The sequence below is a fragment of the Actinophytocola xinjiangensis genome (assembly GCF_001921215.1).
GTDB lineage: Bacteria > Actinomycetota > Actinomycetes > Mycobacteriales > Pseudonocardiaceae > Actinophytocola > Actinophytocola xinjiangensis.
On the sequence record NZ_MSIF01000005.1, the window covers coordinates 120,175 to 135,463 of the forward strand.

The window sequence follows — 15,289 nt, forward strand, 5'->3', positions numbered from 1 at the left end:
GACCTGGTGGTCCGGGCGGCAATGGCCCGAACGGCCCGAACGGCCCGAACGGGCCGGGCGGCCCACGTCCTCCGCAGGGCCCCCCGCCCGGCGCCGGACCGGCGGGTCCCCCCGCCCAGCCGCCGCGCCAGCCGGTGACCGCCCGCCGCCGCACCAGCGGCGCGAGCCTGGGCGCGCTGCCGGTGTCCAACCTCGTTGTGGTGGAGATCGCAGTCGCCGTCGGGCTGGTGCTGCTGGCCATCGACAACACCGCCGTCATGGCCTACGTGGCGATCGTCATAGCGCTGATCGGTCTGGTGATCGCCGCGATCCGCTGGCGCGGCCGCTGGTTCACCCAGTGGATCAAGCTGACGGTCCGCTACGCGTTCCGCCAGCACGCCAGGGTCTCCCGGCCCACCAACACGATCAGCATGGAGCAGATCGCCGCCGACGAGGGCACCCAGGTCACCGGCCCGGACGACCCGAGGGTCAGTCTGCTGCGCCTGGCCGTGCCCGACCTGGTCGTCGCGCACGGCAGTGACCACGAGCGCCGCCCGCTCGGCCTGGCCTGGCACGACGGCACCTGGACCGCCGTCCTGCTGGTCGACCCGGCGCCCGCGCTGGTCACCCAGGTCGGCGGCTCGCCGAACCTGCCGCTCGGCGCGCTCGCCCCCTGCCTGGAGGACCGCGGCGTGGTGCTCGACGCCATCCAGGTCATCTGGCACTGCTACCCGGGCAGCGCCGCGCTGCCCCCGAACTCCCCCGCGCTGGCCTCCTACATGGAGGTGCTCGGCCCGCTGCCGGCCGCCGCGCGGCGCACCACCTGGGTCGCCGTCCGGCTGGACCCGCGCCGCTGCCCGGCGGCCGTGCGGGAACGCGGCGGCGGCGTGCTCGGCGCGCACCGCGCGCTGATCGGCGCGCTGTCCCGGGTGCGCAACGCCCTGGAGTCCCGGGGCGTGACCACCCGCCCGCTCGACCCGGACGAGCTGCTCAAGGCCGGTATCTCGGCCGCCGAACTGACCGCCGTCGCCGGCTCCAACCAGCGGGTGGCGCTGCGCGAACGCTGGACGGGCGTCACCGCCGCCGGGGTCGGCCACGCCAGCTACGCGATCACCGGCTGGTCGCGCGGCAAGGTCGCGCAGAACCTCAACGCGCTGACCGGTGTGCGCGCGCTGTCCTCCACCGTGGCGGTGTCGATCTCGCCGGGTGCCGAGGACAACAAGGTCGGCCTGCGCGGCCTGGTCCGCGTCAGCGCCCGCACCCCCGCCGAGCTGGAGTACGCCGACGGGCGCCTGTCGTCGATCTCCGACCGCCTCGGCGTGACGCTCACCCCGTTGCGCGGCCTCCAGGTCAGCGGCCTGGCCGCCACACTGCCGCTGGGAGGTAGGGCATGACCACGGGCGGTGGCTCCAGCCGGTTGATGGACACCCAGAACGGCACCGGGCTGAGCCAGGAGTACCTGGTCGACGCGGCCATGCTGGACGCCATCAGCCCCAGCGGCGACCGCGGCGGCATGATGCTGGGCTCGGGCCTCCAGGGCGAGCCGCTGACGATCTCCGCGCTGCGCCCGGCGCCGACCAGGATCGTGCTGGTCGGCGGCCTGTACATGGCGCGGCAGGTGGCGTTGCGGGCGATGGCGGTCGGCGCGTGGGTGGTCGTGGCCACCGGGCGCCCGGCGGCCTGGCAGGTGCTGCAGAAGGCCGCCGGCAACGGGCCGGACGGCCGGCCGGCGCCGCTGGTGCAGATCCGCCGGCTCTCCCCGGTCGAGCTGCCCCGCCCGTCCGAGGACGGGCCGCTGCTGGTCGTGCACGACGGCGGGCCGACCCCGCAGGAGCTGTTCCCGCCGCGTTCGCCGTGGCAGACCACCGTGTACGTGCTGCCCTACATGCACCCGCAGGCCGGTGCGACGGCCAACGCCGCCGACCTGGTGCTGTTGCAGCGCCTGCCGGTCGGCCAGGCGCAGCTGGCGGCGCGGATCTGGCGGCTGCCGCCGCCGATGGTCCACCAGCTCACCACGCTGGCCGACGACCAGGTCGTGGCGCTGGGCCGCAACCTGTGGAAGCCGCTGCGGCTGGTCACCACGCAGAAGGAGCAGGCGATCCTCGGCCCGGTGCGCCGGGGCGACTGACCTCGTCAGGGCACGGGACGCGGCAGACGGACGAATCAGCAGGTCCGGTCGGTCCAACTTCTTCCCACGGCTTGTGGATTTGTTCATAAGTCGCGGAGCGAACGCGCTTGGTTCCCTTGCGTCACCGGGATCGGCGGACAAGTGTTGAGCTTGTTCGCTCGCGAACATCCCCTCCCACCACGACCGAACCCGCGAGGGCAGAGGTTCGGTCGTGCCCTGCAAAGGAGACAAGGTGACGAGCAAGTCCCGCGTCATCACGAAACGACGCATTGTCGGGGCCTCACTCGCCGCGGCCACCGCCGCGATGATGAGTGTCAGCCTCGGGACCACGGCGCAGGCCGCCGTGGGTCAGGTCCTCTACGCCGGATCGGCGGACGCCATCGAGGGCAGCTACGTCGTCGTGTTCAAGGACTCGACGATGTCGACGCAGAGCGTCGAGGACCAGGTAGCGACCACCGCCGCCAAGTACGGCAGCGAGGTCGACTACACCTACACCGCCGCGCTGCGCGGCTTCGCGGGCACGATGAGCGAGCAGGACGCCCAGCGTCTGGCCGCCGACCCGGCCGTCGACTACGTCCAGCAGAACCGGACCGTCACGGTCCTGGCCGACCAGCCCAACCCGCCGTCGTGGGGTCTGGACCGGGTCGACCAGCGTGACCTGCCGCTGAACAACAACTACTCGTACTCGAACACGGCGGGCAACGTCACCTCGTACGTGATCGACACGGGTATCCGCACCAGCCACGGTGACTTCGGTGGCCGCGCCACGTGGGGCACCAACACCACCGGCGACGGCAACAACACCGACTGCAACGGCCACGGCACGCACGTCGCCGGCACCATCGGCGGCACGGCCCACGGTCTGGCCAAGGACGTCAAGCTGATCGCGGTCAAGGTGCTCAACTGCGCCGGCTCCGGCTCGTTCGCCGGTGTCGCCGCGGGCATCGACTGGGTGACCAGCCACCACACCTCCGGCCCGGCCACGGCGAACATGAGCCTGGGTGCCTCGGGTTCGGACGCCGCGACGGAGAACGCGGTGCGCAACTCGATCGCCGACGGCGTCACCTACGCCCTGGCGTCGGGCAACTCGAACTCCGACGCGTGCAACTTCACCCCGGCCCGCGTGGCCGAGGCGATCACGGTGAACGCGTCGACCAACACCGACGCGCGTGCCTCGTTCTCGAACTACGGCACCTGCTCGGACATCTTCGCGCCTGGTCAGAACATCACCTCGGCGTGGAACACCAGCGACTCGGCCACCAACACCATCAGCGGCACCTCGATGGCCGCGCCGCACGTGGCCGGCGCCGCGTCGCTGTACCTGGGCGCCAACCCGTCGGCGACCCCGGCGCAGGTCCAGGCCGCGCTGAAGTCGAGCGGCACCCCCGGCAAGATCACCAGCCCGGGCACCGGCTCGCCGAACACCCTGCTGTACACCGGTGCCGGTGGCACCGACCCCGATCCGCCGACCGGCTGTGAGGCCGCGACCAACGGCAACAACGTCACCATCAGCGACAACGCCACCGTGAACAGCCCGATCACCATCTCCGGCTGCGAGGGCAACGGCGGCGCGTCGTCCACCGTGTCGGTGCAGATCGTGCACACCTACATCGGTGACCTGGTCGTCGACCTGGTGGCTCCGGACGGCTCCGTGTACAACCTGCACAACCGTTCCGGTGGCAGCACCGACAACATCAACCAGACCTACACCCGCAACCTGTCGGGTGAGGTCGCCAACGGCACCTGGAACCTGCGTGTTCGCGACGCGGCGTACCTGGACACCGGCTACATCAACAGCTGGACGCTCGACCTCTGAGCAGCCTCCTGTACGGTCTGACTGGATGAAGTGACCGAGCGGCGCGTTCCCCCGGAGCGCGTCGCTCGGCTCTTTCTCACCACGTTTTGCCTGGTCAAGCCGTGGGGATCCCCCCGTTTTCCAGTCTAGCGACGAGCACCGACAGTTCTCGTCGACGACCGGGGCGCCTGGGGACAACCACCGGTGGTGGGACGGCGGAGCTAGCTCAGGGTTCGGACGTTGCGGGTGATCGCGGCGCGGGCGGCGAGGGCCTCGTCGGGTGGGTAGTCGACGGCGGCGAGGGTCAGGCCGTGGGCGGGGGCGACGGTGACCTCGCTGGAGCGGGCGGCGGCGGTCAGGAGTGTGGCCGGCCAGTCGGGTGGGCGGCGGCCTTCGCCCACCGACAGGAGGGCGCCGACGAGGCTGCGGACCATCGAGTGGCAGAACGCGTCGGCCGACACCCTCGCCTCCAGGACGCCGGCGGCGTCCCGGGTCCACTCCAGACGCTGGAGTTCGCGGATCGTGGTGGCGCCGTCGCGGCGTTTGCAGAACGCGACGAAGTCGTGCTCCCCCAACAGTGTCGCCGACGCGTCGGTGAGGGCCGCCAGGTCCAGGCGACGCGGCCAGTTCACGGTGTCGTTGCGGCGCAACGGGTTCGCCGCCCACGGGTGGTCGCAGACGCGGTAGACGTAGTGCCTGCGCAGCGCCGAGAAGCGGGCGTCGAACGCGGCGGGGGCCGGGACGGCCGAGTGCACTCGGACGTCGCCGGGCAGCGCGCGGGCGAGGCGTTCGACCAGTGTCGGCGGCGCGTCGGCGAGGTCGCAGTGGGCGACCTGGCCGGTGGCGTGCACCCCGGCGTCGGTGCGGCCGGCGACGGTGAGGCGCACGTCCTGGCGCAGGACCATCGACAGGGTGTCCTCGATGACCCCGCACACCGTGCGCCGTTCGGGTTGGCGGGCCCAGCCGGAGAAGTCGGTGCCGTCGTAGGCGATGCCCAGCCGGAACCGGACGAGCCCGTCACCCCTGGGGGCAACGGGCTCGTCGGGTGTCGAACCGGAAATCAGGACTCGTCCTCCGAAGCGGACTCCTGCGACGGCGGCTTGCTGAAGCCGGCCGCCTCCGCGTCCTCCTCGGTCCGGAACCAGACCTCGGCGACCGTGCGGTCGTAGAAGGCACTGCCGGGGGTGTGGAACAGCATCGAGTCGGCGTTGCCCTTGATCGGGAAGCCCTCCGGCTCGGAGCCGTCCTCCAGCGCGGCACGGCTGCCGGCGCCGTAGGGGTGCTCGTCGTCGGACTCGCTCTCCTCGACCACCACGTCGGCGGCCGGCTCGGCGACGTCAGCCGAAGCCGACGCGGCGGCGGCCGGCTCGGCCGGGGTCTCGTCCTTGGCGAAGCGGGTCTTGCGCGCGGCCTCGGCCTCGGCGGTGACCGTCTTCTCCTGGATGAGTTCGATGATCGCCATCGGAGCGTTGTCGCCCTTGCGCGGCAACGTCTTCAGGATCCGCGTGTACCCACCGTTGCGGTCGGAGTAGAACGGGCCGATCTCGGTGCAGAGGCGGTGCACGACCTCCTTGTCCCGGATCACCTTCATGATCATCCGGCGGTTGTGGAGGTCACCCACCTTCGCCTTGGTGATCAGGCGCTCGGCGTAGGGCCGCAGCTTCTTCGCCTTGGCCTGGGTGGTGGTGATCCGGCCGTGCGCGAACAGCGACGTGGCGAGGTTCGCCAGCATCAGCCGCTCGTGCGCCGGAGAGCCGCCCAGGCGGGCGCCCTTGGTTGGCGTGGGCATTACAACTGCTCCGTCTCCGCGTAGTCCTGGCCATCGTCGTTGCCGGCATCGCCGCTCACCGAGTCGGACCAACCCTCGCTCGCGTAGTCGGTCGCGGCGGTGGTGGGGTCGAACCCGGGGGGGCTGTCCTTCAGCGCGAGACCGAGGCCGACGAGCTTCATCTTGACCTCGTCGATCGACTTGGCACCGAAGTTCCGGATGTCCAGCAGGTCGGCCTCGCTGCGCGAGACGAGCTCACCCACGGTGTGGATGCCCTCGCGCTTGAGGCAGTTGTACGAACGCACGGTGAGGTCGAGGTCCTCGATCGGCATCGCGTAGGCGGCGATGGTGTCCGCCTCCTGCGGCGACGGACCGATCTCGATCCCCTCGGCGTCCACGTTGAGCTCGCGGGCCAGGCCGAACAGCTCGACCAGCGTCTTGCCGGCCGACGCGACCGCGTCCCGCGGGGTGATCGACGGCTTGGTCTCGACGTCGAGGATCAGCCGGTCGAAGTCGGTGCGCTGCTCGACACGCGTCGCCTCGACCTTGTAGGTGACCCGCAGCACCGGCGAGTAGATCGAGTCGACCGGGATCCGGCCGATCTCGGCGCCGGCCTGCTTGTTCTGCACGGCCGGCACGTAGCCCCGGCCACGCTCGACGACCAGCTCGATCTCCAGCTTGCCCTTGCCGTTCAGGCTGGCAATGTGCAGGTCCGGGTTGTGCACGGTGACACCGGCCGGCGGCACGATGTCGCCGGCGGTGACCTCACCCGGGCCCTGCTTGCGCAGGTACATGGTCACCGGCTCGTCCTCCTCGGAGGAGACAACGAGCTCCTTGAGGTTGAGGATGATGTCGGTGACGTCCTCCTTGACGCCCGGCACGGTGGTGAACTCGTGCAGCACACCGTCGATGCGGATGCTGGTCACCGAGGCGCCAGGGATGGAGGACAGCAACGTACGACGCAGCGAGTTGCCGAGCGTGTAGCCGAAGCCGGGCTCGAGCGGCTCGATCATGAACCGGGAGCGCGTCTCGTTGACCGGCTCCTCGCTGAGCGAGGGCCGCTGAGAAATCAGCACTTTCTGTTTCCTTTCCTTGGGCGCCCGCTATTTGACGCCACTGGAACTGACCCGGGAGACGGTCCGAAAAGGACCGCCTCCCGGGGGTGATCGGGAGAGAACAGTTCGAACGTCGGCCGACCTACGTCCACAAGCACGTCACCTTCGCGACGTGCGGACCGTCGGCCTAGCCCGAACTGTTCTCTCACTTCGAGTAGAACTCGACGATCAGCTGCTCCTGCACGGGCACGTCGATCTGCGCGCGCTCGGGCAGCTGGTGGACGAGGATGCGCAGGTTGCTGGGAACGACCTGCAGCCAGCCGGGGATCGGCCGGTCGCCGAAGGACTCCTTGGCGACCACGAACGGCAGCGTGTTGAACGACTTCGGCTTCACGTCGATGATGTCGAACTTCGACACCTGGAAGCTCGGGACGTTGACCCGCTTGCCGTTCACCACGAAGTGGCCGTGGCTGACCAGCTGACGGGCCTGCCGGCGGGTGCGGGCCAGGCCGGCGCGGTAGACCACGTTGTCCAGCCGGGACTCCAGCAGCTGCAGCAGCGCCTCACCGGTCTTGCCCTTGGTGCGGGCGGCCTGCGCGTAGTAACGGCGGAACTGCTTCTCCAGCACGCCGTAGGTGTAGCGGGCCTTCTGCTTCTCCTGCAGCTGGAGCAGGTACTCGCTCTCCTTGACCCGGCCGCGGCCGTGCTGGCCGGGCGGGTAGGGGCGGCGCTCGAAGGCGCGGTCGCCGCCGACGAGGTCAACCTTGAGACGACGCGACTTACGGGTCGCGGGGCCGGTGTAACGAGCCATTTCTGTCTACTCCTCCCTGCCCCTAGACCCGACGCCGCTTCGGCGGCCGGCAGCCGTTGTGCGGCTGCGGGGTGACGTCCTGGATGGTTCCGACCTCGAGCCCGGCCGCCTGCAGCGAACGGATCGCGGTCTCCCGGCCGGAGCCGGGGCCCTTGACGAACACGTCGACCTTGCGCATGCCGTGCTCGGCCGCCTTGCGGGCGGCGTTCTCGGCGGCCATCTGCGCGGCGAACGGCGTGGACTTGCGGGAGCCCTTGAAGCCGACGTGGCCGCTGGACGCCCAGCTGATCACGTTGCCGCTCGGGTCGGTGATGGAGACGATGGTGTTGTTGAACGTGCTCTTGATGTGCGCGTGGCCATGAGAGACGTTCTTCTTTTCCTTGCGCCGGACCTTCTTGACCCCGGCGCCCTGACGGGACTTGGGTGGCATTGCTTCGGCTTGCTCCTGTTAGCGGGAAGTCTGGGAAGACTGGGTGGTCTGCTCCGGCACGTCGTCGCCGTGTGAGTCACTGGGCGAGTCGGTGTGGGAGTCGACGCGGCGGATCGTGCCGGCATCGCGGTAGAGGTCGCGAAGCGCGCGCGGCCGGGTCCGTGGCGCCACCTGAAGGGCCACGAACTGGCGGTTACGTCGCCGCTGGGCGACGACCGAGCCGACCGAGCTCACTTCTTACCAGCCTTCTTCTTGCCGGCGACGGTCTTCTTCGGACCCTTGCGGGTGCGGGCGTTGGTCTTGGTGCGCTGACCGCGCACGGGCAGACCGCGACGCCACCGCAGGCCCTCGTAGCAACCGATCTCGATCTTCCGCCGGATGTCGGCGTTGACCTCACGGCGCAGGTCACCCTCGACGCGGTAGTTGCCTTCGATGTAGTCACGCAGCTTGGTGACGTCCTCGTCGGTCAGGTCCTTCGCGCGCAGGTCCGGGTTGATCCCGGTCGCCGCCAGCAGTTCCCTGGAGCGGGTACGGCCGATGCCGTAGATGTACGTCAGCGCGATCTCCATCCGCTTCTCGCGGGGGAGGTCGACGCCAGAAACGCGTGCCATATCTCCTCGTTCATGTCTTCCAGGTCTGCTCCCCCACCGTCCCGACGGCTCTCGGGCCCCGGCCTGGTCCGGGGGTGAACCGGGCCCGTGTGGCCCGGCAGGTGTGGGGAGGGCATCTTCTGTTGTGCGTCCCGGCGACGTGCTCGGTGCGCGGTGATCAGCCCTGGCGCTGCTTGTGGCGCAGGTTCTCGCAGATCACCATGACCCGGCCGTGACGGCGGATCACCTTGCACTTGTCGCAGATCTTCTTGACGCTCGGCTGGACCTTCACGTCCCTGTTTCTCCTGGCCCTACTTGTAGCGGTAGACGATTCGGCCGCGGGACAGGTCGTAGGGCGACAGCTCCACGACCACTCGGTCCTCTGGCAGGATGCGGATGTAGTGCTGACGCATCTTGCCGCTGATGTGTGCGAGGACCTTGTGTCCGTTCTCCAACTCGACACGGAACATCGCGTTGGGGAGCGGCTCCACCACACGGCCTTCGACCTCGATGGCCCCGTCCTTCTTGCCCATGTCCTCCGCGTTTCGCTTGCTGGTCATACACATACCGCCGCGCATGTCCCTGAACTGGCGATACGCATGACGGAAGGGGCGCAAAGTCAATGCGCCACCGACCTAGTGTACGCGCCCCTCCAGCGCCGTCGAATCGGGGCCGACAAACCCCCGCCACGCTCCGTAGCCAAACGCCAACGTCGGCCCCTCGACGAACTTCGAGTCACGTACAGCGACGACCTCAGCCGCCATCGCCACCTCGACGCAGTCGCCGTCAGGAGCGGAACCGAAAGGTGCTCTTCCGCCAGTTCAATGGGGGCATCGGAGTCCTCCAGCCGGTCGTACTCGTTCGCGATGACCGTGAGCATCGCCCTCGATTTGCTGGGTGACCAACCCAGCCGGGATGCCAGCACGTGCGCCGGAACCTTCATCGCCTCGCGGTAGAACCACAGCTCCTCGGCCACTTCTCGGGCCTGCGCGGGCCCCATCTGTATCCGCCCAGGACGTTATCCCGCAGAGTTCCGCAGCCAAAGCTGGTGAGAGAAGACCCCCGGATCGGGGTAAGGAGGCGGGCTCGTTTCACCGCCCGCAAGAAAGGGTCAGGGGGCGGTGAGGACCCAGGGGCCGTCGGCGGTGATCGCCACGGTGTGTTCCCAGTGGGCGGCGCGGGAGCCGTCGACCGTCACGACCGTCCAGCCGTCGGACAGCTCCTCGGTCTCCTCGCCGCCGAGAGTCAGCATCGGCTCGATGGCGATCGCCATGCCGACCTTCAACCGAGGGCCCTTGCCTGGCCGGCCGAAGTTCGGCAGGAACGGCTCCATGTGCATGGCCGTGCCGATGCCGTGGCCGCCGTACTCGCGGATGATCCCGTACCGCCGCCCGTCCGCCTTCTCGGCCGCGTGCACGGCCGTCTCCACCGCGTGGGAGATGTCGGTGAGGCGACCGTCCGGGCTGACCGCCTTGATACCGGCCTCCATCGCGGCCTTCGTCGCCGCCGACAGGGCCGCGTCGACCGCGCTGGGCTCGCCGACCGACAGGGTCACGGCCGAGTCGCCGTGCCAGCCGTCGAGAATGGCGCCGCAGTCGACCGAGATCAGGTCGCCCTCGGCGAGGACCTGCGTCGCGCTGGGGATGCCGTGCACGATCTGCTCGTTGACCGACGCGCAGATGCTCGCCGGGAAACCCCGGTAGCCCTTGAAGCTCGGGATCGCACCGGCGTCACGAATGACCTGCTCGGCGATCTCGTCCAGCTCCGCGGTGCTCACCCCGGCCCGTAACGCCCTGGTGACCTCACCGAGCGCGCTGGCGACGACCTTGCCGGCCGCGCGCATCGCCTCGAACTCGGCCGGCGACTTCAGCTCGATCATGCGACCGCGCCACGACTGGAGGGACAGCCGCAGGCTGTCCAGCAGCCCACCTCGCGTCACGTCCGATCGCGCAGCGCGTTCAGGACTCGTTCGGTGATCTCGCCGACCTCGCCGACCCCGTCCACCGAGACCAGGATGTCGCGGTAGTAGTCGAGCAGCGGCGCCGTCTCCGACCGGTAGACACCCTGCCGGTGGCGAATGACGTCCTCGTTGTCGTCGGCGCGGCCACGGGAGAGCAGCCGGCCGACCACCACGTCCTCGTCGACCTTCAGCTGAACCACCGCGTCGAGCTTCTTGTCGACCTCGGCCAGGTACTTGCCGAGCACGTCGGCCTGGCCGACGTTGCGGGGGAAGCCGTCGAGCAGGAAGCCGGCGTTGGTGTCCGATTCCCCCAAACGCTCGACGACCAGCTGGTTGGTCACCTCGTCCGGCACCAGCTGGCCGGAGTCGAGGTACTGCTTCACGCTGCGACCGAGCTCGGTCGCGTCGTTGATGTGCGCCCGGAACAGCTCCCCCGTGGAGATGTGCGGGATCGAGAGCTTCTCGCTCAGCACGGCCGCCTGGGTGCCCTTGCCCGCACCCGGCGGACCAACGAGGAGAAGTCGTGTCACTTGAGGAACCCTTCGTAGTTGCGCTGCATCAGCTGGCTCTCGATCTGCTTGACGGTGTCAAGACCGACGCCAACCATGATCAGTACGGCGGTTCCACCGAAGGGGAAGTTCTGGTTCTGACCATCTCCGGTGATGTCCAGGAAGAAGTTCGGCAGCACCGCGATGATGCCCAGGTAGATCGACCCGGGGAGGGTGATCCGGCTCAGCACGAAGCTGAGGTACTCGGCAGTCGGGCGGCCCGGGCGGATACCCGGGATGAAGCCACCGTACTTCTTCATGTCATCAGCACGTTCGGTCGGGTTGAACTGGATGCTGATGTAGAAGTACGTGAAGAAGATGATCAGGGCGAAGTAGGTCAGGATGTGGACCCAGTCGCTCTGGCTCGTCAGATGGTCGGCGACGAAGCGCGCCCACCAGCTGTTGGAGTCGCCGGCCAGCTTGGTGATCAGGTCCGGCAGGTACAGCAGCGAGGACGCGAAGATGATCGGGATGACGCCGGCCTGGTTGACCTTCATCGGCAGGTAGGTCGAGGTGCCGCCGTACATCCGGCGACCGACCATGCGCTTGGCGTACTGCACCGGGATGCGGCGCTGACCCTGCTCCAGGAACACGACACCGACGATGATCATCAGGCCGAAGATGCAGACGATCGTGAAGACCAGGCCGCCGGAGTTGCTGAGGATGTTGCCGCCCTCGGCCGGGATGCGGGCCGCGATGTTGACGAACATCAGCAGCGACATGCCGTTGCCGATACCGCGCTCGGTGATCAGCTCACCGAACCACATGATCAGCGCCGTGCCGGCGGTCATCGTGATGACGATCATGACCAGGTCCCAGGTGGTGCCACCGGGGATGATCGGGTCCGGGCACTCACCGAAGAGCTGGCCACGGTCGGCCATCGCGACGATGCCCGTCGCCTGCAGCACCGCGAGACCGATGGTCAGGTAGCGGGTGTACTGCGTGAGCTTGCCCTGGCCGGACTGGCCTTCCTTGTGCAGCTGCTCGAAGCGCGGAATGACCACACGCAGCAGCTGGATGATGATGCTCGCGGTGATGTAGGGCATGATCCCCAGCGCGAACACAGACAGTTGCAGCAGCGCACCGCCGCTGAACAGGTTCAGCAGCTGGTAGATGCTCTGGTCGTCAACCCCGTCGATGCACTTCTGGATGTTGGGGTACGACACGCCCGGGGAGGGCAGCATCGCCCCGACCCGGTAGACCGCGACGATTCCGAGGGTGAAAAGGATCTTGCGGCGCAGGTCCGGCGTCGCGAGAGCCGAGCGGAAGGCGCTGAGCACGCAGGAACCTCCTCGGCGTCACCGGCGCTCGTGCCGGTGATCGGCTTTGCCGGTTGTTACCCCGGCCGGAACAAAGGTCTGACCGCCATGGTGCCGGCAAGCCAGAACCGCTCCGAGAGGTACTCCACTCGAAGCGTGGGACCGACTTTAACAGCATGACGTGGCCGCCTTGCACCCCCTGGGCATTGCCGGACTTTCCCAATCCGCTGGTAGGCCGTTTGGTCCAGTCGTTTCCTGGGGCTTTACCCGAGGATGTGAGCCGCGGTCTCGGTCGTTACCGGTTGGGTTCGGCTGGTGGTGTTCCGTGGTGATGGCCCCTGGTCACCGGCTCGGGGTCCACCGTCGCCCGGGTGGGGTTGTCCAGCACGAGATGCCGGTCGAACGCCTCGGCGATCTCGGCGAGGTCCCCGCCGACGGCCAGAACCGGATCCATCGCGCCGATCTGACGAACGATATGGATCTTGCTCCCCGTGTAGCGGATCAACTGGGCCGTCACGGCACGGGACAGATCACTGAGCAGGTAGGTCACCACCGGCGCCACCTCACCAGGCGTCTGCCGCACCCCGGAACCGGCCCCCGACATGCGGGTCTGGGCCAGCGGGAACAGGCCGTTCACCCGCACACCGTGATCACGCAGGTCCCACGCCCAGGCAACGGTCATCGAGTACACCGCGCCCTTGGACGCGGCATAGGTCGCGGCACCGGGCTGGCCGACCATCGCCAGCGACGCCATGTTCACGATCGAGCCCGAGCCCTGGTCACGCATGGCCCTGGCCGCCGCCGCCCCGCAGTACAACGAGCCCAGGACGTTGATCTCGATCAGCTGGCGCGCCCGATCGGGCGGGTCCTCCCACACCGGGGCCTCGTACCGCACACCGGCGTTGTTGACCAGGCCGTCGATCCGGCCGAACTCGGTCAGACACCGGGCCACGGCCGCGTGGGCCTGGTCGGGGTCGGCCACCGACCCCACGCTGGGCACCGCCCGGCCACCGGCCTCCCTGATCGCCGAGACGACCTCGTCGGCCGGCCCGTCGTCGACGTCGTTCACAACCACCGCGGCGCCGTGGGCGGCGGCGTGCAACGCCGACGCCCTGCCCAGGCCACGGCCCGCACCGGTGATGACCACGGCCCTGCCGTCAAGAACGCTCATGGGCGCCAGTCTGCTACCCCAACAAGCAACGGCCGGTGGGGAGGGATCCCCACCGGCCGTTGCTCACGAACCAACTACAGCGTGGTGGCCGAACCACCAGCGGCAGACAACTTCTCCGACGCCGACTTCGAGAACGCGTGGGCGGTCACGTCCAGTTTCACGCCCTCCACCTCCCCGTTGCCGAGCACCTTCACCAGCTCGTTCTTCCGAACCAGACCGTGCGCCACCAGCTGGTCGACGTCCACGGCGCCACCCTCGGGGAACACCCGGGCGATGTCACCGACGTTGACCGGCTGGTACTCGGTACGGAACCGGTTCTTGAAGCCGCGCAGCTTCGGCAGCCGCATGTGGATCGGCATCTGGCCGCCCTCGAAGCGGGCCGGCACGTTCTTGCGTGCCTTCGTGCCCTTCGTGCCTCGACCGGCGGTCTTGCCCTTGCCCGAACCCTCGCCTCGACCGACGCGGGTCTTCTCGGTCTTGGCGCCCGGCGCGGGGCGCAGGTGATGGATCTTGATCGCCATCAGCCGTTCACCTCCTCGACGGTCACCAGGTGGCGGACCGTGTGGATCAGGCCGCGAACCTCCGGGGTGTCCTCCCGGACGGTGGACTGGCGGATCTTCCGCAGGCCCAGGGTCCGCAGCGACTCACGGTGGTTGCGCTTGGTCCCGATGGTGCTGCGGACCTGCGTCACCTTGAGCTGAGCCATGGCCTCACACCCCCTGACCAGCGACCCGCGCCCGCAGCATGCCCGCCGGGGCAACGTCCTCCAGCGGCAGGCCGCGACGAGCCGCGACCTCCTCCGGACGCTGCAGACCCTTCAGGGCCGCCACGGTCGCGTGGACGATGTTGATCGCGTTGTCGCTGCCGAGCGACTTGGACAGCACGTCGTGCACGCCCGCGCACTCCAGCACGGCACGCACCGGGCCACCGGCGATGACGCCGGTACCGGCACTGGCCGGGCGCAGCAGCACGACACCGGCGGCCCGCTCACCCTGGATCGGGTGCGGGATGGTGCCGGCGATCCTCGGGACCTTGAAGAAGTTCTTCTTCGCCTCCTCAACACCCTTGGCGATCGCGGCCGGCACCTCCTTCGCCTTGCCGTAGCCGACACCGACCATGCCGTCGCCGTCGCCCACCACGACCAGCGCGGTGAAGCTGAACCGGCGACCACCCTTCACGACCTTGGCGACCCGGTTGATGGCCACCACGCGCTCGAGGTGCGGGGTCTTGTCCTGGGCCGCCCCGCCACGGCCACCGTCGCGACGGTCCCTGCGGTCCCGGCGATCACCGCGGTTGTCGCCGCGGTTGTCGCCCTGGCCGCCCTGACCGCCGCCGAATTGCCGCGTACGTCCCGGCATCAGGCGATCCTTCCCGTGATGTGCATGTTCATGTCTAGAACTCCAGCCCGGCTTCCCGGGCCGCGTCGGCGAGCGCCGCGATGCGGCCGTGGTAGTTGTTGCCACCACGGTCGAACACGACCTTCGTGACGCCGGCGGTCTTCGCCCGGTCGGCGACCAGCGAGCCGACCTTGGCCGCGCGCGCCTTCTTGTCGCCGTCCATCGCACGCACGTCGGCCTCCAGGCTCGACGCCGACGCGATGGTGTTGCCGGCCAGGTCGTCGACCAGCTGGACGACGATGTGCCGCGACGACCTGGTCACGACCAGCCGGGGACGCTCCGGGGTGCCGCTGACCTTCTTGCGGACCCGGAAGTGCCGACGCTTCTTGGCGATCCGACGCCGGGTGGAAATGTCCCGACCGACAGGCTTGCGCTTGGTAGCAGTCGCTTCGCTCATG

General features: G+C 69.1%; 19 protein-coding genes and 1 pseudogene. 3 read left to right on the forward strand and 17 right to left on the reverse strand.

Annotated elements, in window-relative coordinates:
* Positions 1–182 precede the first annotated feature (182 nt).
* From eccE to BLA60_RS13065, 3 genes are all read left to right on the forward strand, one after another.
* Positions 183–1,373, forward strand: coding sequence for a type VII secretion protein EccE (gene eccE, locus BLA60_RS13055; RefSeq protein ID WP_075133378.1), 1,191 nt, complete (start codon positions 183–185; stop codon positions 1,371–1,373).
* Positions 1,374–1,399: 26 nt separating this feature from the next.
* The gene (locus BLA60_RS13060; RefSeq protein WP_154814351.1) at positions 1,400–2,107 is read left to right on the forward strand and encodes a hypothetical protein; all 708 of its coding nucleotides are present in this window, start codon (positions 1,400–1,402) and stop codon (positions 2,105–2,107) included.
* A 304-nt stretch (positions 2,108–2,411) separates the two neighbouring features.
* Positions 2,412–3,923: a S8 family peptidase gene (locus BLA60_RS13065; protein ID WP_075133379.1), complete on the forward strand. Its 1,512-nt coding sequence runs from the start codon at positions 2,412–2,414 to the stop codon at positions 3,921–3,923.
* Between the two features lie 200 nt (positions 3,924–4,123).
* Here the strand turns inward: BLA60_RS13065 and truA are convergent, their stop codons facing one another.
* From truA to rplR, 17 genes and pseudogenes are all read right to left on the reverse strand, one after another.
* Positions 4,124–4,900 carry a tRNA pseudouridine(38-40) synthase TruA gene (truA, locus tag BLA60_RS13070; RefSeq protein WP_211288726.1) on the reverse strand — a complete coding sequence of 259 codons (777 nt, stop codon included), beginning with the start codon at positions 4,898–4,900 and terminating at the stop codon, positions 4,124–4,126.
* Between the two features lie 62 nt (positions 4,901–4,962).
* On the reverse strand, positions 4,963–5,691 hold the full coding sequence (gene rplQ, locus BLA60_RS46530) for a 50S ribosomal protein L17, sunset domain variant (RefSeq protein WP_075133120.1): 729 nt from the start codon (positions 5,689–5,691) through the stop codon (positions 4,963–4,965).
* Positions 5,691–6,746: a DNA-directed RNA polymerase subunit alpha gene (locus tag BLA60_RS13080; RefSeq protein WP_075133121.1), complete on the reverse strand. Its 1,056-nt coding sequence runs from the start codon at positions 6,744–6,746 to the stop codon at positions 5,691–5,693. Before BLA60_RS13080 ends, rplQ begins: the two co-directional genes overlap by 1 nt.
* Positions 6,747–6,930: 184 nt before the next feature.
* The gene (gene rpsD / locus BLA60_RS13085) at positions 6,931–7,536 is read right to left on the reverse strand and encodes a 30S ribosomal protein S4 (RefSeq protein WP_075133122.1); all 606 of its coding nucleotides are present in this window, start codon (positions 7,534–7,536) and stop codon (positions 6,931–6,933) included.
* A gap of 22 nt (positions 7,537–7,558) precedes the next feature.
* A complete protein-coding gene (rpsK, locus tag BLA60_RS13090) occupies positions 7,559–7,966 on the reverse strand; it encodes a 30S ribosomal protein S11 (RefSeq protein ID WP_075133123.1) in 408 nt (135 codons plus the stop codon).
* Between the two features lie 230 nt (positions 7,967–8,196).
* Entirely contained in the window at positions 8,197–8,577 is a 381-nt protein-coding gene (gene rpsM, locus BLA60_RS13100) for a 30S ribosomal protein S13 (protein ID WP_075133125.1), read from the reverse strand.
* Positions 8,578–8,734: 157 nt separating this feature from the next.
* Positions 8,735–8,848, reverse strand: a complete 114-nt coding sequence (gene rpmJ, locus BLA60_RS13105) for a 50S ribosomal protein L36 (RefSeq protein WP_010148647.1) — start codon at positions 8,846–8,848, stop codon at positions 8,735–8,737.
* Positions 8,849–8,867: 19 nt separating this feature from the next.
* Entirely contained in the window at positions 8,868–9,089 is a 222-nt protein-coding gene (gene infA / locus BLA60_RS13110) for a translation initiation factor IF-1 (protein ID WP_005166804.1), read from the reverse strand.
* 102 nt (positions 9,090–9,191) lie between these two features.
* Positions 9,192–9,341, reverse strand: a pseudogene (locus tag BLA60_RS44795) (DUF397 domain-containing protein); the annotation flags it as partial.
* Between the two features lie 326 nt (positions 9,342–9,667).
* The gene (gene map / locus BLA60_RS13120) at positions 9,668–10,435 is read right to left on the reverse strand and encodes a type I methionyl aminopeptidase (protein ID WP_075133380.1); all 768 of its coding nucleotides are present in this window, start codon (positions 10,433–10,435) and stop codon (positions 9,668–9,670) included.
* Between the two features lie 56 nt (positions 10,436–10,491).
* Positions 10,492–11,046, reverse strand: a complete 555-nt coding sequence (locus tag BLA60_RS13125) for an adenylate kinase (protein WP_075133127.1) — start codon at positions 11,044–11,046, stop codon at positions 10,492–10,494.
* The gene (secY, locus tag BLA60_RS13130) at positions 11,043–12,344 is read right to left on the reverse strand and encodes a preprotein translocase subunit SecY (RefSeq protein ID WP_075133128.1); all 1,302 of its coding nucleotides are present in this window, start codon (positions 12,342–12,344) and stop codon (positions 11,043–11,045) included. Before secY ends, BLA60_RS13125 begins: the two co-directional genes overlap by 4 nt.
* Before the next feature lie 274 nt (positions 12,345–12,618).
* A complete protein-coding gene (locus tag BLA60_RS13135; RefSeq protein ID WP_154814319.1) occupies positions 12,619–13,494 on the reverse strand; it encodes an SDR family NAD(P)-dependent oxidoreductase in 876 nt (291 codons plus the stop codon).
* Between the two features lie 74 nt (positions 13,495–13,568).
* Positions 13,569–14,018 (reverse strand): 50S ribosomal protein L15, encoded by a 450-nt coding sequence (rplO, locus tag BLA60_RS13140; protein WP_154814320.1) that lies wholly within the window; start codon positions 14,016–14,018, stop codon positions 13,569–13,571.
* Complete coding sequence (gene rpmD, locus BLA60_RS13145; protein WP_075133130.1) at positions 14,015–14,200, reverse strand: 50S ribosomal protein L30; 186 nt, start codon at positions 14,198–14,200, stop codon at positions 14,015–14,017. Before rpmD ends, rplO begins: the two co-directional genes overlap by 4 nt.
* A gap of 4 nt (positions 14,201–14,204) precedes the next feature.
* Positions 14,205–14,852 carry a 30S ribosomal protein S5 gene (gene rpsE, locus BLA60_RS13150; protein WP_075133131.1) on the reverse strand — a complete coding sequence of 216 codons (648 nt, stop codon included), beginning with the start codon at positions 14,850–14,852 and terminating at the stop codon, positions 14,205–14,207.
* A gap of 34 nt (positions 14,853–14,886) precedes the next feature.
* The gene (gene rplR, locus BLA60_RS13155) at positions 14,887–15,288 is read right to left on the reverse strand and encodes a 50S ribosomal protein L18 (RefSeq protein WP_075133132.1); all 402 of its coding nucleotides are present in this window, start codon (positions 15,286–15,288) and stop codon (positions 14,887–14,889) included.
* Position 15,289: the final 1 nt, after the last annotated feature.